Genomic DNA, 19,699 nt, shown 5'->3' with positions numbered 1-19,699 from the left:
AGTGGGGAGCCCCGCATCCATCGGCTTAGAAGAAGCCCATGGCCCCTTCCGCGTAGCTGACCAGGAGGTTCTTGGTCTGCTGGTAGTGGTCGAGCATCTGAGCGTGGTTCTCGCGTCCGATGCCCGACTGCTTGTAGCCACCGAAGGCGGCGTGAGCCGGGTACTGGTGGTAGGTGTTCGTCCAGACGCGACCGGCCTCGATGGCGCGACCGGCACGGTAGGCGGTGTCGATGTTGCGGCTCCAGACACCGGCGCCCAGGCCGTACAGCGTGTCGTTGGCGATCGAGATGGCGTCGTCGAAGTCGTCGAACGAGGTGACCGAGACGACCGGACCGAAGATCTCCTCCTGGAAGATCCGCATGTCGTTGGTGCCCTCGAACACGGTCGGCGCCACGTAGAAGCCGCCCGACAGGTCGCCGCCGAGGTCGACGCGCTCACCACCGGTGAGCAGCTTCGCGCCGCCCTCCTGGCCGATCTGGATGTAGGACAGGATCTTCTCGAGCTGGTCGTTCGACGCCTGCGCACCGATCATGGTGTTCGGGTCGAGCGGGTTGCCCTGGATGATCTTGCTGACGCGCTGCAGGCCGTCACCGAGGAACTGGTCGTAGATCGAGCGCTGGATGAGCGCGCGCGACGGGCAGGTGCAGACCTCGCCCTGGTTCAGGGCGAACAGCGTGAAGCCCTCGAGCGCCTTGTCGTAGAAGCTGTCGTCACGGGTGGCGACGTCCTCGAAGAACAGGTTCGGGCTCTTGCCTCCGAGCTCGAGCGTGACCGGGATGAGGTGCTGCGACGCGTACTGCATGATCAGGCGGCCCGTGGTGGTCTCACCCGTGAAGGCGACCTTGCGGATGCGCTTGTGCTGCGCGAGCGGCGCGCCCGCCTCGATGCCGAAGCCGTTGACGATGTTGACGACACCGGCGGGGATGAGGTCGCCGATGATCTCGAACAGGAACAGCAGCGACGCCGGGGTCTGCTCGGCGGGCTTGATGACCACGCAGTTGCCGGCGGCGAGCGCGGGGGCGAGCTTCCACGCTGCCATGAGGATCGGGAAGTTCCACGGGATGATCTGCGCGACCACGCCCAGCGGCTCGTGGAAGTGGTACGCGACCGTGTTCTCGTCGATCTGGCTGATGCCGCCCTCCTGGGCCCGCAGCACGCCGGCGAAGTAGCGGAAGTGGTCGACGGTCAGCGGGATGTCGGCGGCGAGCGTCTCGCGCACCGGTTTGCCGTTGTCCCAGGTCTCGGCGACGGCGATCTTCTCGAGGTTCTGCTCGATGCGGTCGGCGATCTTGTTGAGCAGGTTGGCGCGCTCGGTGGTGCTGGTCTTCTTCCAGCTCTCGAACGCCTTCCACGCGGCATCCACCGCGCGATCGATGTCCTCGCTGGTGCCGCGCGCGACCTCGGTGAACGGCTTGCCGTTGACCGGCGAGATGTTCTCGAAGTACTGGCCCTTGACGGGCTCTACCCACTCGCCGCCGATGTAGTGGCCGTAGCGGGGGCGGTAGTCGGCGATCGAGCCACGCTGTCCGGGGGCTGCGTAGACGCTCGAGACGCCATCTTCGACGATGGTCATGGTGTCTCCTTCGACGGGTCATGAACCGAGGTCGGCGTCGGTGCCGCCTCGTTGCCGTCGAAGCTAGGTCGCGCCACGTTGCATCACGTTGCGCGGCGCGGGTCAGCCCTGTTCGAGCTTCTCGATGCGCGCCACGAGCCCCGCGCGCTTGGGCGAGCGGGCGGGCAGCATCTCGAGGCACAGCCGCAACAGCTCGCCGTCGGCGGACCCCGTCTCGGTGTCGGCGAAGGCCAGCAGCACGTCGACGCTCGCCTCGCTCATGAGCGCTTCGCGCAGCGCCGTGCGCACCGAGTCGCGGAACTCCTCGACCCCGGGTGCGGTCGATTCGGGCAGCACGTCGCCGCGGTACGCCGAGAGCGCGACACGGTGCGCGCCGCGGTCGAGCAGCGACAGCAGCTGCTGCGCGTCGGTCTCGAGCCCTCCGCCGAGCCGGTAGGGACGGGACTCGGGCACGAGATGCGGCGCAGACTTCTCGAGCACCTTGCGCAAGCGCACGATCTCGGCCCGAAGCGTCACGGATGCCTCGGGGTCGCCGTAGACGAGCTCGCTCAGCCGCTCGGCCGACAGACCCTGCCGGTGGGTGGCGAGCATGAGCATGATCTCGGCGTGGCGCACCGAGAGCTCGAACACCGTGACCGACTGGTCGGCGGCGGTCTCGAGCAGCGCGCGGTCGCGGCCGAGCACCCGCAGTGTGGTGCGGCCGGTGACCGCGGGCTGGGTGCGAGAGCGGCGGGTGCGGGTGGGCTGCTCGGCGCGGGCTCGCAGGCGCGAGAGCAGCAGTTCGCCCTCGACGGCCCGCGCGGTCGCGTCGACCAGGAGCTTGGCTTGAGGAGTGACGACGACGTCGGTGCCGGTGACGTCGATGACGCCGAGTAGACGTCTCGTCTCGGGGTCGTGCACGGGCGCGGCCGTGCACGACCAGCCCTGCACGAGACGGTTGAAGTGCTCGGCGCCGCGGATCTGCACCGACTGGTCGAGCATGAGGGCGGTGCCGGGAGCGGCGGTGCCCATGGCCTCCTCCGACCACGTGGCGCCGGCGACGAAGCCCATCTCGCCCGCACGCAGTCGCAGACGTCGATCGCCCTCGACCCACAGCAGTCTCCCGGCGGCATCGCCGACGGCGACGACCACGCCGGAATCCTCGGAGACGCCGGGGATGAGGAGCGTGCGGATCATGTCGATCGCACCCGCAAGGGGATGCTCGTGCCGCAGCCGATCGAGTTCGTCGGCGGGGATGCCGATGGGCGGCAGGTCTTCGACGCCGACGAGACGGTCGAGCGAGCGGCGCCAACTCTCGCGCACCATGCCGCGCACGTTCCGCACGCGGTCGTCGTCCGAGTTGCCGCGCACGAACTCCTCGTGCGCGCGCTCGATGATCAGACGGGATGCCGCGGGTACGACCGGCAGGTCCTCGGTCCAAGGGGACGTCATTCGCGCCCTCCGATCGACGATGAAACGGGGGTCGCCCTCAGTGTAGACATCGGGCGCGACGCGCGGCAGGGTTCGTGGGAATCCCGCAGGTTCGCGGCGCCCGCGACGCTCATGGCCGCGCGGGGGCGACGAGGTAGGAGCTCGCCCAGCGTCCGAGGTCGTCGAGGATCGGGCTGATGCGGGTGCCCGCCTCGGTGAGCGCGTAGCTGACGGTGACGGGCGGGCCGGGTTCGACGGAACGGCTCACGAGTCCCGCCTCGGCGAGCTCGCCCAACCGGTCGGAGAGCATGGCGTCGCTGACGCCGATGGCCCGGCGGATCGCGACGAACGACGTCGGTCCCGCCCCGAGCACGCTCAGGATCATGCCGTTCCAGCGCTTGCCGAGGATCGAGAACGCGAGCGACACCGCCGCGTCGCACGCGTGGGTGTCGTGGTCCTCGGCCATGCCCCCATGGTAGCGGTGCTACACTCCGGAAAGTCGCTCTAATTTCCATAGCGACTACGAGAATGATCGGAGTGTCATGTCGCTGTTCCGTCTGGATGCCAGCATCCTCCCCGCCACCTCTGCGAGCCGTGCGCTCGGAGACATCGTCGAGGCGGAGTGGACCGCCGCGCACCCCGATCGCGGCGTCGTGCGCCGGGATCTCGCCACGGCGCCCATTCCCGCGACCGCCTGGCCCGCCGCGGTCACCGCGAAGTTCACCCCCGAGGCCGACCGCAGTCCTGAGCAGGTCGAGGCCGTCGCCCTCGCCACCCGTCTCGCCGACGAGCTCATCTCGGCCGACGCCCTGCTGTTCACCGTGCCGCTGTACAACTTCGGCGTCTCGCAGCACGTGAAGACCTGGTTCGACCTGGCCTACACCGATCCCCGCATCGACCCGCAGGGCACCGCTCTGCAGGGCAAGCCCGCCGTACTCGCGACCGTGCTCGGCGGCAACTACGGCGAAGGCACGCCGAAGGAGGGCTGGGACCACTCCACCGGGTGGCTCGAGCGCGTCTTCGCGGATGTCTGGGGGCTCGACCTGCGCGTCGTGATGCGTCCGTTCACCCTCGTCGGCGTGAACCCGGCGCTCGACGCCTTCAGCGACCTCGCCGCCGACCTCAAGCAGCAGGCCGAGGAGTCCGCGCGCGCCCACGGCCGCGACATCGCCAGCGCCGCGTGACCGCCGTGGTGGGTCGCCCTACGACCGGGCGGCCCACCACTCGAGAAGGCGCTGCTCCGCGGCATCCGCACCGATGACGCCCTCGTCGAGACGCACCTCCAGCAGGTAGCGGTAGGCCTCGCCGACCTCACGGCCGGGGCCGATGCCCAGCACCTCCTGGATGCGGTTGCCGTCGAGCTCGGGCCGGATCGCGTCGAGCTCCTCCTGCGCCGCGAGCTGGGAGATGCGCGCCTCGATGTCGTCGTACGCCGCCGCCAGCCGCGCCGCCTTGCGCTTGTTGCGGGTCGTCACGTCGGCGCGGGTGAGGATATGCAGACGCTCGAGCTCTTCGCCCGCATCGCGCACGTACCGGCGCACGGCCGAGTCCGTCCATGCCCCCTCGGCGTAGCCGAAGAAGCGCAGGTGCAGCTCGATGAGCCGCGCCACCACCGTCATCGTGTCGCTATCGAAGCGCAGGTCGCGAAGGCGGGCGCGCGCAAGGCGGGCGCCCTTCACGTCGTGGTGGTGGAAGGTGACCCCGCCGCCCGGCTCGAGCCGGCGCGTGGCGGGCTTGCCGATGTCGTGCAGCAGGGCGGCGAGCCGCAGCGGCACATCGGGCTCGGCATCGGGATGCCGCGACCGTTCGAGTGCGATCGCCTGCCGCAGCACCGTCAGCGAGTGCTCGTAGACATCCTTGTGGTGGTGGTGCTCGTCGACCTCGAGGCGCAACGCCGGCACCTCCGGCAGGAACTCCGCGAGCAGACCGGTCTCGACCAGCAGACGGATGCCCCGCACGGGATCGTCCGACGCCAACAGCCGAACGAGCTCGCCCTGCACGCGCTCGGGGCTCACGATCGCCAACGTCGCCGTGAGCCCGGCGATCGCCTCGCTCGTCTCGGGGGCGACGGCGAAGCCCAGCTGCGAGGAGAACCGGGCGGCGCGCAGCATCCGCAGCGGATCGTCGCCGAAGCTCACCCGCGGGTCGATCGGGGTGCGCAGCACGCCCGCGACCAGGTCCTCCACACCCCCCGAGGGGTCGACGAGCGCCCGCTCGGGCACGCGCAGCGCCATCGCGTTGACCGTAAAGTCGCGGCGCACGAGGTCGTCGTCGAGCACGTCGCCGAAGGCGACCACGGGCTTGCGGGTCGCCCCGTCGTAGCTGTCGGCGCGGTACGTCGTGATCTCGACCTGCTCGCCCTGTACGCGCGCGCCGATCGTGCCGAACGCCCGCCCGATGTCCCACTGGGCGGTGGAGATCGGCGTGACGATCCGCAGGATGTCATCGGGCCGCGCGTTCGTGGCGAAGTCGAGGTCGTGCGTCGGGCGGCCAATCAGCGCATCGCGCACCGGGCCGCCCACGATCGCCAGCTCGAACCCTGCGGCGGCGAACGCGTCGGCGACGCGGACCACGACCGGTGACGCGGCGAGTGCGGCCAGGCGCGCGACACCGTCGGCCATGTTGAGCATGCCGACGAGCCTATCCGGCGGGATCGGCCGGCTCGGGGCCGTCGAACCCGAGGAAGCCCGTCACGACGAGCTCCCGCACGCGCGGCAGCAGTTCCGCGGCGAGCGCGTCGGGGTCGACCTCGAGGAGGTCGGCGATCGCCGCGACGAGCACACCCACCGCGAGGTCGCCGTCGCACGCGCCGACGAGGGCGGCGAGCCCCGGATCGACCACGAGCGCCCGCTGGAAGCCGGCGCCCTGGCGCAGCTCGATGACCGTCGGCGCCTCCTCGCCGGGGCGGTGATGCCGCGCGTCGGTGACATCCGGGGCGACGTGCAGCACGCTCGCGGCGAGCTGCGCATCGGTGAGCGCCGCGAGCCTGTCGTGGGCGGCGAGGGAGGCCGCCAGGTGCGGTCCGAGCGCGTGGTCGATGGGCTGCGGCATCCGCTCGTAGCGGGCGAGTGTGGGCACGCCCGTGGCCCGGCGCAGCAGCAGATAGCCGAACCCCACGGCGGTCACGCCGCGGTCGGCGAAGTCGTCGAGCCAGGCGCCCACGAGGCGGGCGTAGTCGTCGCCGCCCGGAGCCGACCCGCCGTCACGCACCCACAGCTGCGCATACGCGAGCGGGTCCAGCTGCTCGCGCTCGACGATCCAGGCGTCGAGCGGGACCGGACTCGCCGCCACCCAGGCCCGCACGCGCTCGAGGCCGTCCTCGCCGTCGCGGTACTCCCAGTTGCCGAGCAGCTGGGCCACTCCGCCGGGCGTGAGCACCTCCCCGACCCCCCGCACGACGGCGGCCACGAGATCATCGCCCGCGAATCCGGCGTCGCGGTACTCGTAGGCCGGAACGCCCGCGACACGGGGCGTGATCACGAACGGCGGGTTGGAGACGACCCGGTCGAACTGCTCGCCCGCGACGGGCTCGAACAGACTCCCCTCCCGCAGCTCGACCGCGGTGTCCCCCGCGAGCGCCGCGTTCAGGGCGGCGAACCGCAGGGCGCGGGTCGAGACATCCGTCGCCACCACGCGGTCCGCATACCGCCGCGCCCGCAGCGCCTGGATGCCGCACCCCGTGCCGATGTCGAGCACGGATGCCGCGGCCGCCGGCAGCTGCAGCGACGCGAGCGTGAGCGAGGCACCCCCGACGCCCAGCACGTGATCGGGGGCGAGCTCTCCGCCGAGGGCCGCCTCGTCGAGATCGCTCGCGATCCACCATTCGACCTCGCCGCGACCGTCGGCGAAGGCCTGCGGGCGTACGAGGGCGGTCGCGACGACGACCTCTCCGGCGACCTGCACGAGGTCGAGCGCGATGAGCCCGGCCACGCCGCACGCGGGGAACGCGGCCTCCACCTCGGCGACGGATGCCGCAGCCCCCACGCCGAGCAGGCGGCACACGACCGCGAGCGGGTCGGTGCGTCCCTCGAGCGCCGCGAGGGCGGGGCCGCGCAGCCCCTGCCCGATGGCCCGATCGGGCAGGTCGCCCCACGCGGCGCGCACGGCGTCGGTGCGGTAATCCGCGGCATCCAGATCCCGGGCGAGGGCCGCCGCCGCGGCGGTGTCGATGGAGACGGTCACCCGTCCATTCAACCGCGCGCGGGCGTCCGCTCGCCGCCTTCCCCGCGAGGCTCGGGGATGCCACAGCACCCGCCCGTAGAATCGCAGCCGACGTGCGCGTGGACCGCACCGACCTCTCTTATGACTGCGAAGCACACCTCGGCGGGGGACGCCCCCCGCGCACGCGCGCTCCTGCGTCGGGCGCTGCGCGCGGGCGCTGCGGTGCTGGCCGCCGCCGTGCTGCTCGCCCCTGCGGCGCCGGCCGCCGCCGACACACCGTCGCCGTCACCGTCCGCGTCGCCGACCGGCACCGTCGCACTCACGCTCTCCCCCGCACAGGACGGACTCTTCCGCCCGGGCGAGTCGCTGGCAGCGTCCATCGTCCTCTCGAACACGACCGGTGCCGCCGTCGACGGCGGAGTCGCAACCCTCAGCATCGGGAGCGCGCCGTTCACGAGCCGCGCCGAGCTGTCGCGGTGGCTGTCGGGAACCGCGGATGCCACGACACCGGCCGTGCTCGGAGCCACCGACCTCGGCACCACCGCGGAAGGTCAGACCGAATCGGCTTCACTCGTCATCGATCCGACCACCAGCGCGATCGCGACTCTCGCCGCGGGCGTGTACCCGGTGCGCGTGACCCTCGGCTCGTACGACGCCCGATCGGTCATCACCGTGCCGGACGCGACGACGGCCTCGGTCGCGCTCGTCGTGCCCATCAGCGCGGGCCCGCAATCCACCGCCGTGATCCCCGCCGACCGGCTCGCCACGCTGACCGCCACCGGCGGGCTGCTCGACGCGGAGCTCACTGCTGTCGCCGGAACCGCGGCGGTCCTCGCCGTCGACCCCGCCGTCGTCGCCTCGATCCGCGTGCTCGGCTCGTCGGCGCCGGCGAGTGCGCGCGCATGGCTGCAGCGGCTGATGACCCTGCCGAACGAGCGCTTCGCCCTGCAGTACGGCGATGCGGATGTCGCCACCCAGCTCGAGGCGGGACTGTCCCGCCCGCTCGCGCCGACCTCGCTGGCCGCCTACCTCGACCCGAAGAACTTCGGCAGCACCTCCCCCTCCCCGACGCCGACAGGCGGCCCGACGCCGACGCCGAGCGCGAGCGGCTCGACGACGTCGACGCTGCCGACGCTCTCCGAACTGCTGGCGATCGGGCCGTCCGACCCCTCGATCTACTGGGCACCCTCGGGCCTCAGCGACGCACAGACCGTCTCCGAGCTGAGATCGAGCGACGCTGCGGCGGTGTCCCTCGTGTCCTCCGTGAGTACGACCACGGGGGCGAACAACGCCACCGTCTCCGCGTCCGGCACCGTCGACGCGGCGCCCGTCGTGGTCTACGACGGCGAGATCTCATCCGCCCTCGGTCTCGCCGCCGCCACGGGTGACGCCAACCTGCGGGGCGCACCGCTGGCCGCGGCATCCGCCGCCCTCTTCTTCGCCGCGCACGACACGTCGGGCTCCCCTCTCGCCGTCGTCGTCGACCGCACCGCCACCCGGTCAGCGGCCGGGGTCGGCGCTGCGGTCGCCGCCGTCACCGGGGGATCCGGGATCTCCCTCACCTCGCTCAGCGGCCTGATCAGCACCTCGGGAACTCCGCGCGCACTCGCGACCTCGACCATCGACGCGGCCCGGACGAGCGCAGTGACCTCGCTGCAGTCGCAGGCCGCGTCGATCGCGCAGTTCGCCACCGTGTTGAGCTCGCCCGCCCTGCTGACAGGTCCCGAGGACGCGGCGGCCCTCCAGCTCCTCGGCGGCTCGTGGCTGTCGGACCTCGACGGCTGGAAGGCAGCCCTGTCCGACCATGCCGCGGCCACGGCGACAACGCTCGGCTCGGTCGACATCACGCCCACCAGCAACGTGAACCTCTTCGCGAGCGGTGCGAACCTGTGGTTCGCGGTGCGCAACGATCTGCCCTATCCGGTCGACGTCACGCTCTACGCCACCCCGAACGACGTGCGCCTCGACGTCGACGCACGCGTTGAGGTGCACGCCGAGGCCTCGAGTGTGACGCGCGTCGAGGTACCTGTTCGGGCGCGCCTGGGCAACGGAGACGTGCGTATCGCGCTGCAGTTGCGCAGCGCGTCCGGGGTCGCGGTCGGCACCGCCCAGACGGTGGATGTCGCGGTGCGCGCGGACTGGGAGAACATCGGCCTCGTCGTGATCAGCGTGCTGGTGGCCGCGTTCATCGGCCTCGGCGTCATCCGTATGGTCCGCCGACGCCGACGCCTCTCGCGCCCGACAGCGACGACCGCCGGAGACGACGCAACCGACGCGACCGCCGATCCGGCGACCGGCGATCCGGCGACGACGGATGCCGCGGCCCCGGCCGACCCGAAGGACGCTCCGTGACCTCGTTCGGCCGCGCCAGCCTGCTGATCGGCGCCGGAACCGTGATCTCCCGACTGTCCGGATTCGTGCGCTCCATCGTGCTCGTGGCCGCGCTCGGTTCGGTCGGAAGCCGCGCCGCCGACGCGTTCTCGACGGCCAATCAGCTGCCGAACAACATCTACGCGATCATCTCGACGGGCATCATCACCGCCGTCGTCGTTCCGCAGATCGTGAAGGCGGCGAGCCACGCCGACGGCGGCCGTGCGTTCGTCTCCAAGCTGTTCACCCTCGGCACGACCGTGCTGCTGGGCGCCACGGCGCTCGCGATGGTGTTCGCCCCGCTGCTGGTCGTCGCGTACGCGCCGAACTACACCCCCGATCAGATGGCCCTCGCGACCGCGTTCGCCTACTGGTGCCTGCCGCAGGTGCTCTTCTACGGCCTCTATGCGCTCCTCGGCGAGACGCTCAACGCCCGCAACGCCTACGGTCCGTTCACGTGGGCGCCGATCATCAACAACGTCGTCTCGGTGGCGGGCTTCGGCGCGTTCATCGCGCTGTTCGGCCCGCAGACCGAGGTCACCGGCTGGACGCCCGGCATGGTGACGGTGATCGGCGCGACCGCCACCGGCGGTGTCGTCGCCCAGGCGATCGTGCTGCTGCTGTTCTGGCGGGGGGCGGGACTGAGCCTGCGCCCCGACTTCCGCTGGCGCGGGGTCGGTCTTCGCCACATCGGACGCCTCGCGGGCTGGACGTTCCTCATGGTGCTCGTGGGGCAGGCGGCCGGGCTCATCCAGTCGCAGCTGCTGTCCGCGGCATCCGGCTACGGCCCCGCCGCGACGACGTCGCAGAACATGTGGCTGCTGTTCATGCTGCCGTACTCGGTGATCGTGGTCTCGATCGGAACCCCCTACTTCACGCGGTTGAGCGAGCAGGCGCACGCCGGCAACATCGACGCGGTGCGCGTCGATGTGGGCCGCAGCATCACGATGCTCGGCCTGTTCATCGTGCTCGCCACCGCGGCGCTCGCGGCGGCGGCCATCCCCGCGGCCCGCATCTTCACCGATTCAGATGCGGACGCCCCCGCGGCGGCATTGATGCTGCTGTGCTATCTCGCCGGTCTCATCCCGATGTCGGTGCTCTACATCGTGCAGCGATCGTTCTACGCGTTCGACGACACCCGCACACCCTTCCTGTTCACGCTGCTGCAGGCGGTGCTGGTGGTGCTCACGGCATTCATCGCCTCGTGGACGCTCCCCCGGGAGTATCTGGGCGCCGGCATCGCACTGGGCCAGTCGTTCGCCATGCTCGTGCAGGTCATCGCCGGGGGCATCCTGCTGCGGCGCAAGATCGGCGACCTGCGGGCACGGGTCTGGCTCGGATCGCTCGCCCGCTTCGGCATCGCGGCCATCCCCGCGGGCCTCGCCGGCTACGGGGTGTTCCTGCTCGCCGGCGGTGTGCACGGCTGGATGGTCTCGGGGCAGATCCTGGGGGCTGTCGGAACAGCCGTGGTGGGGCTCTCGGCCACCGTCGTGTACGTGCTCGCCCTGGCGGTGCTGCGCGCGCCCGAGCTCGGCCCGGGCATCGCCCTCGTACGGCGGATCGTGCGTCGCTGACGGCCCCTCGCGGAATGTCCCACGGCTACCATGTGTTGACCGGTAGTGGCTGCGAGAGACATCCCCGCGGCCGATCGACAAGGAGAGTCCCCACGTGAGCAAGCTCATCATCATCGGATCGGGCCCCGCCGGATTCACCGCCGCCATCTACGCGGCGCGCGCCGAGCTGTCGCCCGTGCTGTTCGCCTCCTCCGTCGAGGTCGGCGGCGAGTTGATGAACACCACTGAGGTCGAGAACTTCCCCGGGTTCCCGGAGGGCATCCAGGGCCCGGAGCTCATGGCCAAGCTGCAGGAGCAGGCCGAGAAGTTCGGCACCACCGTGCGCTACGACGACGTCACCGCGCTCGACCTCTCCGGTGACGTCAAGCGCGTCACCCTCGGCAACGGCGCCGTGGAAGAGGCCGACGCGGTGATCTTCGCGACCGGCTCCGCCTACCGCAAGATCGGCATCGAGGGTGAGCAGCGCCTCTCGGGTCACGGCGTCTCGTACTGCGCGACCTGCGACGGGTTCTTCTTCCGCGAGCGCACCATCGCCGTCGTCGGCGGCGGCGACTCGGCGATGGAGGAGGCCACCTTCCTTACCCGCTTCGCGTCGAAGGTCTACGTGATCCACCGTCGCGAGGAGCTGCGTGCATCGAAGATCATGCAGCAGCGCGCCTTCGCCGACCCGAAGATCGAGTTCGTCTGGAACAGCGAGGTCGTCGACATCCTGGGTGAGGACTCGGTGTCGGGCGTGGTACTCCGCTCCACCGTCGACGGGTCGACTCGCGAGCTCCCCCTCGAGGGCGTCTTCGTCGCGATCGGAAACGACCCGCGCACCCACCTCGTGCACGACCAGCTGCGACTGACCGACGCCGGCACGGTGTGGGTGGATGGCCGGTCGTCGCGCACGTCCATCACGGGCGTGTTCGCCGCGGGCGACGTGATCGACCCGACCTACCGCCAGGCCGTGACCGCGGCGGGAAGCGGCACGGTCGCCGCCCTCGACGCCGAGCACTTCCTCGCCTCCCTGGACGACGCCGGTGCGCTGGCCGCCGACGCCGACCAGATCGAAGAGCTCCCGGTCGCCTGAGCGACGGGAACAATCCGTTCGCGCACGGCGTTCGAACACTCAGCAGACTTCCTAAGGAGAAACCCCATGACTGCCACCGCCACCAGCTCCAAGACGTGGACCGAAGACGTCCTGCAGGCCGACGGCCCTGTGCTCGTCGACTTCTGGGCCGCCTGGTGCGGTCCGTGTCGCATGGTCGCCCCGATCCTCGACGAGATCGCGAGCGAGCACCAGGGCAAGATCACGATCCTCAAGCTCAATGTCGACGAGAACCCCGACCTCGCGATGAAGTACCAGATCACCTCGATCCCCGCCCTCAAGGTCTTCGAGGCCGGCGAGGTCAAGAAGACGATCATCGGCGCCAAGCCGAAGGTCGCGCTCGAGCAGGATCTCGCCACCTTCCTCGCCTGAGCGAGACGCCTCACGAGAGGCCCGGATGCCGCGGCATCCGGGCCTCTCGTCGTCTTCGTCCTCGAACGGCGTGGGCGGAGCCCGTGGCAGCGGCGGTAGGGACGGCGCAGTGAAGGTCGCGTACGTCAGCCGTGTCGCGGGGCAGATGCGCGAGACGAGGAGCCGTCAGGACGCGTCGCGCACGACCGCATCCCAGCGGCGGTGGGTGTTCGCCTCTCCGAGAAGCCGCCAGACCGCACGGGTGAGCGGTGGGTAGTCGAGCGCGATCTGACGCAGCACGCGGTAGTGGCGGGCGGCGGTGGGCTTGCCCCCGCCGGCCTCGGCGATGTTCTCCGCCCGCAGCATGAACACGACCAGCTCGTCGACCGTGGGCAGGTCCTCCATGAAGTCCCAGGGGTCCTCGCCGTCGCGAAGCCGTTCCTCCACGAGCACCGACAGCTCATCCGCGGCCTCGGCGCGCAACAGCTCGAGGCTGGCGCGACGGGCTCCGTCGGTGGCTCGGGCGTCGGTCACCCATCCAGCCTACGTGCCCGCCGGTGAGGGTCGGGCCGGATGCCGCGGCTCAGCCCGCGAACCCCTCCTCGCCCAGTTCCGCCAGGATCCGATTCAAGTCCTGGATGGTGGCGAAATCTATGCTGATCTGGCCTTTTCTCGCGCTCAGACTGATCTTCACGCGCGTGTCGAGGCGGTCGCCCAGTCGACTAGCGACCTCATCGAGGTGACCCCGCCGGGCCCCCGCCTTGGGCGCCGGGCGTCGAGGTGCGGGCGAGTTCTTGGCTGCCGCTTCGGCGGCGCGCACCGAGAGATCCTCGTTCACGATCTTGTCGGCGAGCCGCGCCATCGCGTCTGTGTCGTCGAGTGACAGGATCGCCCGCGCGTGTCCCGCGCTGAGCACACCGGCCGCCACCCGCTGCTGCACCGGCACGGGAAGGCGGAGCAGCCGGATCGTGTTGGAGATCTGCGGCCGTGAGCGGCCGATGCGCTGGGACAGCTGCTCCTGCGTGATGCCGAAGTCTTCAAGCAGCTGCTGGTAGGCCGATGCCTCCTCGAGGGGATTCAGCTGCGAACGGTGCAGGTTCTCGAGCAGTGCGTCGCGCAGCAGATCCTCGTCGGCCGTCTCGCGCACGATCGCCGGGATCGAGTCCAGGCCCGCCTCTCTGGCGGCACGAGTGCGACGCTCTCCCATGATGAGCTCGTACGAGCCGTCCACCTCGCGCACGATGACGGGCTGCAGCACGCCGAACTCCCGCACCGAGTGCACGAGCTCCGCCAGGTCCTGCGGGTCGAACACGGTGCGCGGCTGACGCGGGTTGGGCTGGATCTCGTTCGGGTCGATGCGGATCAGCCGCGCACCGGGAACGGCGATGAGCTCGGGCTCGGAGGCCGGCGGGGTATCCGCGGTCGAGGTCGTGGGCTGCTCGGGGAAGAAGACATCGACGGGGCGTGCCTCGCTGGGCTCGCTCGTCGGGATGAGGGCTCCGATCCCCCGCCCGAGTCCGGTGCGCTTGGCCATCATCGGCCCCCTTCCCGCTCGACGCCGCGCGCGAGCATCTCGACGGCGGCCTCGCGGTAGGCCACCGCGCCGGCCGACTGCACGTCATACGCGATGACGGTCTGTCCGAAGCTCGGTGCCTCACTCACCCGCACCGATCGCGGGATGACAGTCGTGAGCGTCTCGCCTGCAAAGTGGGTACGCACGTCGTCGGCGACCTCTCCCGACAGACGGGTGCGTGCGTCGAACATCGTCAGCAGGATCGTCGAGACGTGCAGCCGGGGGTTGAGGTGCTTCTGGATCATCTCGACACTGCCCATCAGCTGGCCGAGGCCCTCAAGCGCGTAGTACTCGCACTGGATGGGAATGAGCACCTCGGATGCCGCGGTGAACGCGTTGATCGTGAGCAGTCCGAGCGAGGGCGGGCAGTCGATGATGACGAAGTGGGGAGCGTCGGTCGTGGCAGCGAGGTAGGTCTCGAGCGCGGTACGCAGTCGGTGCTCGCGAGCAACGAGCGCGACGAGCTCGATCTCTGCGCCAGCGAGGTGGATCGTGCTCGGCGCGCACTGCAGGAGGTCGGATTCGGGACTCGACTGGACCACGTCCGCGAGCGGGAAGTCATCGATCAGCACGTCGTAGATGCTGGGCGTGTCCGCCGAGTGCGGGATTCCGAGCGCGGTCGAGGCGTTGCCCTGGGGATCGAGGTCGATGACGAGCACGCGAGCGCCGACGTGTGCGAGCGCCGCAGCCAGATTCACCGCGGAGGTCGTCTTGCCGACCCCCCCTTTCTGGTTCGACACCGTGATGATCCGGGTCGCCGTCGGAAGCGTGACCGACGCGTGCTCGAGCGCACGTCGGCGGGTCGACAGGTCCGCCAGTTCGCGAGCAAGTGGCGTGTCGTCGAGCGGTGAGTCATCCGACGCGGGGGAATGTTTCACGTGAAACACCTCGGTCTCGGTCATGTCGTCACTCACTCCGTCCACTGTAGCCGCGTGGTCGACACCGCACGTCGGCGGCCTTGCGATGTTTCACGTGAAACATCACGCTCGCGCACGACGCACGGTTCCCCGGAAGACGCGCGTCGGTTCCTCGAGCACACCATCGCCGACCGTGTCGACCCGCGGGTCCGACACGCGAGCAGCAGCGAGCTGCTTGCGGGCCGCGTCGATCTCCGCCGCCACCGACGCGCCCTTGAGGAAGATCAGCTCTCCACCGTCGCGTACGAGCGGAGCCGCGAGAGGGACAAGACCCTTCAGTGCGCTCACCGCACGCGCGGTCACCGCGTCGAAGGACTCTCGGGGAACGTCCTCGGCGCGCGCGCGGAGCACGGTCACGTGCTCCAGTTCGAGGTCGGCGACCTGCTCTGACAACCAGGCCACGCGTCGTTCCATCGGTTCGATGAGAGTCCACGCGACATCCGGGCGCGCGATCGCGAGGACGATCCCCGGCAGACCCGCCCCGGATCCGATGTCCCCGACTTCGGATCCCGTCGCGAACAGGGGTGCCGCGGCCGCGCAGTTCAGCAGATGTCGCGACCAGAGGCGCGCATTCTCGAGGGGACCAAGAAGGCCTCGCAGCTCACCCTCCCGGGCGAGCGAACCGGCGAACCGACGCGCGCGTCCGATCCCGTCACCGAACACCTCGGTCGCATACGCGGGCTCGCGTTCCACATCACCCTGTGGCGATGTTTCACGTGAAACACTCACGCGCGACGCAGCACCGTGTGACGCGCGGCGCCCTCGCCGTAGGACTCGGAGGTGAGCCCGCGCTCGGCGGCGATGTCGTGCACGAGTTTGCGCTCGTAGCTCGACATCGCCGGGAGGGATGCCTGCGACGCGCCGTCGTCGAGTCGGGCGGCGGCTCGTTCGACCAGGGACTCGAGTTCACGGCGACGCGCATCGCGGGAGCCGCCGATGTCGAGGATGAGCCGGGAGTAGCGACCCGTCGCGTTCTGCACCGCGAGTCGGGTCAGCTCCTGCAACGACGCAACGGTGTCCGGCTCGGCGAGTGCGTCGAGGGACGCGTCCGATGCCTCGACCGACACGTATGCACGACCGTTTCGCACATCGAGGGTGAGGTCGCCGTCGATGTCGGCGATGTCGAGCAGCCCCTCGAGGAAGTCCGCAGCAGCGTCACCTTCCTGCTCGAGCTGCTCGACGGTCGCCTCATCGCGGAGGTCGTCGGAGTTCGCGGTCGTCGTCATCGAGAGTCCTTCGGATAGGGGAGTTGAGGGAGGTCGTCAGGCGGGACGCGTCGCGTCGCCACCGGAGGACGCGCCCGGCTTCGGACCGGCGGGGGAGCCCCCCTGCTTCTTCGCGCGCTGCTTACCCATGGGCTGCTGGCGCTTGGGAGCTGCAGCCTTCGCGCGCTCGGCTTCGGCGAGCAGCCGCTGCTGCTCCGCCTCGTACTTCTCCAGCGAGACGACACGACCGCTGGAATCGACCGCCTTCCCCTTTCGAGCCAGGCGCTCCTCGCGGGCCTTGGCCGCCGCGGATCCGGGGGTGGGGAGGTTACGGATCACGAGGAACTGCTGCACCATCGTCCACAGGTTCGACGTGAACCAGTACATGACGACGCCGAGCGGGAAGAACACGCCCGAGAAGATCATGCCGATCGGGATGATGAAGAGCATGATGCGCTGCATCTGGTACGCCTGGCCGGTCTTCGCCTCGGGCGAGAGGTTGCGCGAGATGATCTGCAGCTGGGTGATGAACTGCGACGCGATCATCGCCGCCACAAGGACGATGAGGATGACCACGGTCACGGTGCCGCCCGGCTGACCCCACGCTCCGGTGAGGGTGTCGTGGAGCGACGCGACGCCGAAGAGCTTCGCCTGATAGAACTCCTGCGTCAGCTCGAGCGTGAGCGGGCCGACGCCACCGGTGGGCACCGCCGCCGTCGCATGCTTGGCGACATCGCTCAGCACGCTGTACAGCGAGAAGAAGATCGGCATCTGGATCAGCAGCGGCAGGCAGCTGGACACCGGGGAGGTGCCGTGCTTCTTGTAGAGCGCCATCGTCTCGCGGCTCATCGCCTCACGGGAGAGCTGGTCGCGCTTGCCCTTGTACTTCTCCTGGATCTTGCGCAGCTCGGGCGCGATCTCCATCATCTTGCGCTGGCTCTTGATCTGGCGCACGAACACCGGGATCAGTGCGGCGCGCACAACGACCACGAGGCCCATGATCGACAGCACCCAGGTCAGACCCGTCGCCGGGTCCATGCCGAAGAACGTGAACACGGCATGCCACGCGACCAGCACGAGCTCGACCACCCATTTGAGCGGCCAGAGGACGATTCCCAACAGATCCGGCACGGATCAGTCCTTTCGAAGGGGCACGACGAAGCCGTGCGGAGTCAGAGCGTGGGCGTAATGCGCATGGGTCGGGGGGTCGTCCACTCCGCCAGCTGCCCACGGGTGGCACCGGGCGATGCGGGCGGCCGCGAGGGCAGAACCCTTGACCAATCCGTGCTGCTGCACGGCACCCACCGCATACGCGGAACACGACGGATAGTACTTGCACACGTCGCCGTAAACATGGGAGATGGTTGCGCGGTAGCCGTGCAGCAGCGCGAGACCCAGGTTGCGAGGAACGAGCGGCACGGCGCGCAGCCACAGCCGAGTGTCGAACCGGTCGGTTCCGCGCGAGTGAGACGGCAGCGTCGCCGAGCTCATGACGCCCTCCGCTGCAGTGCGGTGCGCACGTCTCCGCGAAGAGTGGAGAAGGATGCCGCGGCGGCGGCGGGCAACGCGCGGATGACGATGTCGCGTCCCGGCGCGACGTCGCCCCGCGCCTCTGCGCAGATCGCCTTCAAGCGGCGACGAACCAGATTGCGGGTCACCGCGCCTCCCACCTGCTTCGACACGATGAAACCGAAACGGGGTGCCCGCGTGCCCTCGCTCGCGACCACATAGGTGATCAGGTGCGGCGAAGTGCTCCGGACTCCCCGTCGGACGACGGCCTTGTAGTCGGCACCATCGGTGAGACGACTCGGCCGGGAAAGCACGCCGGTCATGGCGCGGCCGGCGCGGGTGCGCATACGGGCGCGGAAGCCGTGCTTCTTGGCGCGGCGGCGGTTGTTGGGCTGGAAGGTGCGCTTGCTCATGGGATCACTCCGGATCGGGGGTCACCGGAAGCTGGCGGCCGGCGACGGGGAACGAACTGCCTGGAAGGCATAAGTCAACCGACTAAGGGTATGCCCGCGGAGCCGAGAACTCAAACCCAGGACCCATCCGCACTATCACGGCACCCCCGAACCACCCCGTGATCGACACGCGCCCATCGCCGAACGGTTTGATTCACCCCCGCCGTCTGACTAGCGTGTCTCCAGCACTTATCCACAGGTTCGGGCGGGTTCTCCTCCGAAACCGGGGTATTCATCCACAGGTCTAAGGGGGAACGGCATCGTGCAGGACCAACCGGAGGTGCCCGTCTGGGCCGACGTGCTCGACGCTCTCGTGCACGACGACCGGGTCACCCCGCAGCTGCACGGATTCCTCAGCCTCGCGATCCCGCAGGGGGTGATGGGCGGCACTCTCTATCTCGACGTGCCGAACGAACTCACGCAGGCGCAGTTCACGAAGCGTCTGCGCACGCCGATCATGGAGGCTCTCAGTGTCGCGTCGCCCGACGGTGAGGTGACCTCGTTCCGCGTGGTCGTGAATCCGGAACTGAGTGACGCGCACCTGAGCGCTCCGGCGCCGTCGTCGACGCCGTTGCCCGCTCCGCCCGTGCCCCTCGCCGATGACGTCGCCGACTCGCCGAGCACCCCGCTGCGCTCCGACACCCGACTGAATCCGAAGTACACGTTCGACCGATTCGTCATCGGGCAGTCCAACCGCTTCGCGCACGCCGCGGCGGTCGCCGTCGCCGAGGCGCCGGCGAAGGCGTACAACCCGCTCTTCGTCTACGGCGACTCCGGGCTCGGGAAGACTCATCTCCTCCACGCGATCGGCGACTACGCGCAGAGCCTCTATTCGGGCATCCGCGTGCGCTATGTGTCCAGCGAAGAGTTCACGAACGACTTCATCAACTCGATCGCCAACAACCGTGGCTCGGCGTTCCAGGCCCGCTACCGCGATGTCGACATCCTGCTGATCGACGACATCCAGTTCCTCCAGGGTCGCGCCGAGACGCAGGAGGCGTTCTTCCACACCTTCAATCAGCTGCACGACCACGACAAGCAGGTCGTGATCACGAGCGATGTGCCGCCCAAGCACCTCACCGGGTTCGAGGACCGCATGCGCAGCCGCTTCGAGTGGGGTCTGATCACCGACGTTCAGGCGCCCGATCTCGAAACCCGCATCGCCATCCTCCGGAAGAAGGCGCAGAACGAGCGACTCCACATCCCCGACGAGGTGCTGGAGTACATCGCGACAGTCGTGTCCACCAACATCCGTGAACTCGAGGGCGCGCTGATCCGGGTCTCCGCGTTCGCGAGCCTCAATCGGTCCTCCCTCGACATGTCGCTCGCACAGCAGGTGCTGAGAGACATCGTCGACCAGGACGACGCGAATGTGATCTCGCCGACCGACATCATCACTGCGACCGCGCAGTACTTCAAGCTCTCGGTAGACGACCTCTACGGGTCGAGCCGCTCGCAGGCGGTCGCGACCGCACGGCAGATCGCGATGTACCTGTGCCGCGAGCGCACGAGCC

The 19,699-nt window shown here is 69.8% G+C and carries 19 protein-coding genes; 6 read left to right on the top strand and 13 right to left on the bottom strand.

Translation table 11 applies throughout. The features are described from left to right. Window positions 1-25: 25 nt before the first annotated feature. From exaC to ABT08_RS06625, 3 genes are all read right to left on the bottom strand, one after another. On the bottom strand, window positions 26-1,573 hold the full coding sequence (gene exaC / locus ABT08_RS06635; RefSeq protein ID WP_056206124.1) for an acetaldehyde dehydrogenase ExaC: 1,548 nt from the start codon (window positions 1,571-1,573) through the stop codon (window positions 26-28). Between the two features lie 102 nt (window positions 1,574-1,675). Beyond that, window positions 1,676-3,004 (bottom strand): GAF domain-containing protein, encoded by a 1,329-nt coding sequence (locus tag ABT08_RS06630; protein WP_288114310.1) that lies wholly within the window; start codon window positions 3,002-3,004, stop codon window positions 1,676-1,678. A 109-nt stretch (window positions 3,005-3,113) separates the two neighbouring features. Further along, window positions 3,114-3,449 carry a winged helix-turn-helix transcriptional regulator gene (locus tag ABT08_RS06625; RefSeq protein ID WP_045247891.1) on the bottom strand — a complete coding sequence of 112 codons (336 nt, stop codon included), beginning with the start codon at window positions 3,447-3,449 and terminating at the stop codon, window positions 3,114-3,116. Between the two features lie 76 nt (window positions 3,450-3,525). Between ABT08_RS06625 and ABT08_RS06620 the strand changes: the two genes are divergently transcribed. Next, window positions 3,526-4,167, top strand: coding sequence for an FMN-dependent NADH-azoreductase (locus ABT08_RS06620; RefSeq protein ID WP_045247892.1), 642 nt, complete (start codon window positions 3,526-3,528; stop codon window positions 4,165-4,167). 18 nt (window positions 4,168-4,185) lie between these two features. On the opposite strand, the gene ABT08_RS06615 is transcribed toward ABT08_RS06620, so the two are convergent. Together ABT08_RS06615 and ABT08_RS06610 are read right to left on the bottom strand one after the other, a co-directional pair. Further along, window positions 4,186-5,613: a CCA tRNA nucleotidyltransferase gene (locus ABT08_RS06615; RefSeq protein WP_288114308.1), complete on the bottom strand. Its 1,428-nt coding sequence runs from the start codon at window positions 5,611-5,613 to the stop codon at window positions 4,186-4,188. 10 nt (window positions 5,614-5,623) lie between these two features. After that, window positions 5,624-7,165 carry a DUF7059 domain-containing protein gene (locus ABT08_RS06610; RefSeq protein WP_288114307.1) on the bottom strand — a complete coding sequence of 514 codons (1,542 nt, stop codon included), beginning with the start codon at window positions 7,163-7,165 and terminating at the stop codon, window positions 5,624-5,626. Window positions 7,166-7,285: 120 nt separating this feature from the next. Between ABT08_RS06610 and ABT08_RS06605 the strand changes: the two genes are divergently transcribed. The 4 genes from ABT08_RS06605 to trxA all read left to right on the top strand — a co-directional run bounded on the left by ABT08_RS06605 (window position 7,286) and on the right by trxA (window position 12,550). After that, window positions 7,286-9,496, top strand: coding sequence for a DUF6049 family protein (locus tag ABT08_RS06605; protein ID WP_288114306.1), 2,211 nt, complete (start codon window positions 7,286-7,288; stop codon window positions 9,494-9,496). Then, a complete protein-coding gene (gene murJ, locus ABT08_RS06600; RefSeq protein WP_045247895.1) occupies window positions 9,493-11,088 on the top strand; it encodes a murein biosynthesis integral membrane protein MurJ in 1,596 nt (531 codons plus the stop codon). Before ABT08_RS06605 ends, murJ begins: the two co-directional genes overlap by 4 nt. Before the next feature lie 94 nt (window positions 11,089-11,182). Continuing rightward, the gene (gene trxB / locus ABT08_RS06595; protein WP_056519603.1) at window positions 11,183-12,160 is read left to right on the top strand and encodes a thioredoxin-disulfide reductase; all 978 of its coding nucleotides are present in this window, start codon (window positions 11,183-11,185) and stop codon (window positions 12,158-12,160) included. A gap of 66 nt (window positions 12,161-12,226) precedes the next feature. Continuing rightward, on the top strand, window positions 12,227-12,550 hold the full coding sequence (gene trxA, locus ABT08_RS06590; RefSeq protein ID WP_045247897.1) for a thioredoxin: 324 nt from the start codon (window positions 12,227-12,229) through the stop codon (window positions 12,548-12,550). Window positions 12,551-12,715: 165 nt separating this feature from the next. Here trxA and ABT08_RS06585 read toward each other — a convergent pair whose 3' ends face one another. The 8 genes from ABT08_RS06585 to rnpA all read right to left on the bottom strand — a co-directional run bounded on the left by ABT08_RS06585 (window position 12,716) and on the right by rnpA (window position 18,146). Next, the gene (locus ABT08_RS06585; RefSeq protein ID WP_045247898.1) at window positions 12,716-13,063 is read right to left on the bottom strand and encodes a hypothetical protein; all 348 of its coding nucleotides are present in this window, start codon (window positions 13,061-13,063) and stop codon (window positions 12,716-12,718) included. 49 nt (window positions 13,064-13,112) lie between these two features. Next, window positions 13,113-14,063, bottom strand: coding sequence for a ParB/RepB/Spo0J family partition protein (locus tag ABT08_RS06580; protein WP_082482956.1), 951 nt, complete (start codon window positions 14,061-14,063; stop codon window positions 13,113-13,115). Further along, complete coding sequence (locus ABT08_RS06575) at window positions 14,063-15,004, bottom strand: ParA family protein (protein ID WP_288114324.1); 942 nt, start codon at window positions 15,002-15,004, stop codon at window positions 14,063-14,065. Before ABT08_RS06575 ends, ABT08_RS06580 begins: the two co-directional genes overlap by 1 nt. Window positions 15,005-15,082: 78 nt before the next feature. Further along, the gene (rsmG, locus tag ABT08_RS06570) at window positions 15,083-15,712 is read right to left on the bottom strand and encodes a 16S rRNA (guanine(527)-N(7))-methyltransferase RsmG (RefSeq protein WP_048808961.1); all 630 of its coding nucleotides are present in this window, start codon (window positions 15,710-15,712) and stop codon (window positions 15,083-15,085) included. A 32-nt stretch (window positions 15,713-15,744) separates the two neighbouring features. After that, entirely contained in the window at window positions 15,745-16,245 is a 501-nt protein-coding gene (locus ABT08_RS06565; protein WP_056206134.1) for a Jag family protein, read from the bottom strand. Window positions 16,246-16,281: 36 nt separating this feature from the next. Further along, the gene (yidC, locus tag ABT08_RS06560; RefSeq protein ID WP_045247903.1) at window positions 16,282-17,355 is read right to left on the bottom strand and encodes a membrane protein insertase YidC; all 1,074 of its coding nucleotides are present in this window, start codon (window positions 17,353-17,355) and stop codon (window positions 16,282-16,284) included. A gap of 3 nt (window positions 17,356-17,358) precedes the next feature. Then, window positions 17,359-17,715 carry a membrane protein insertion efficiency factor YidD gene (gene yidD / locus ABT08_RS06555; RefSeq protein WP_045247904.1) on the bottom strand — a complete coding sequence of 119 codons (357 nt, stop codon included), beginning with the start codon at window positions 17,713-17,715 and terminating at the stop codon, window positions 17,359-17,361. After that, window positions 17,712-18,146: a ribonuclease P protein component gene (rnpA, locus tag ABT08_RS06550; RefSeq protein WP_502685874.1), complete on the bottom strand. Its 435-nt coding sequence runs from the start codon at window positions 18,144-18,146 to the stop codon at window positions 17,712-17,714. Before rnpA ends, yidD begins: the two co-directional genes overlap by 4 nt. 418 nt (window positions 18,147-18,564) lie before the next feature. Here rnpA and dnaA point away from each other — a divergent pair. Then, window positions 18,565-19,699: chromosomal replication initiator protein DnaA (dnaA, locus tag ABT08_RS06540; RefSeq protein WP_502685875.1), on the top strand; the 1,135-nt coding region annotated here is incomplete at its 3' end.

The organism is Microbacterium sp. SCN 71-21 (assembly GCF_001725695.1).
GTDB classification, from domain to species: domain Bacteria; phylum Actinomycetota; class Actinomycetes; order Actinomycetales; family Microbacteriaceae; genus Microbacterium; species Microbacterium ginsengisoli.
This window is presented reverse-complemented; position numbering and strand designations above follow the sequence as displayed.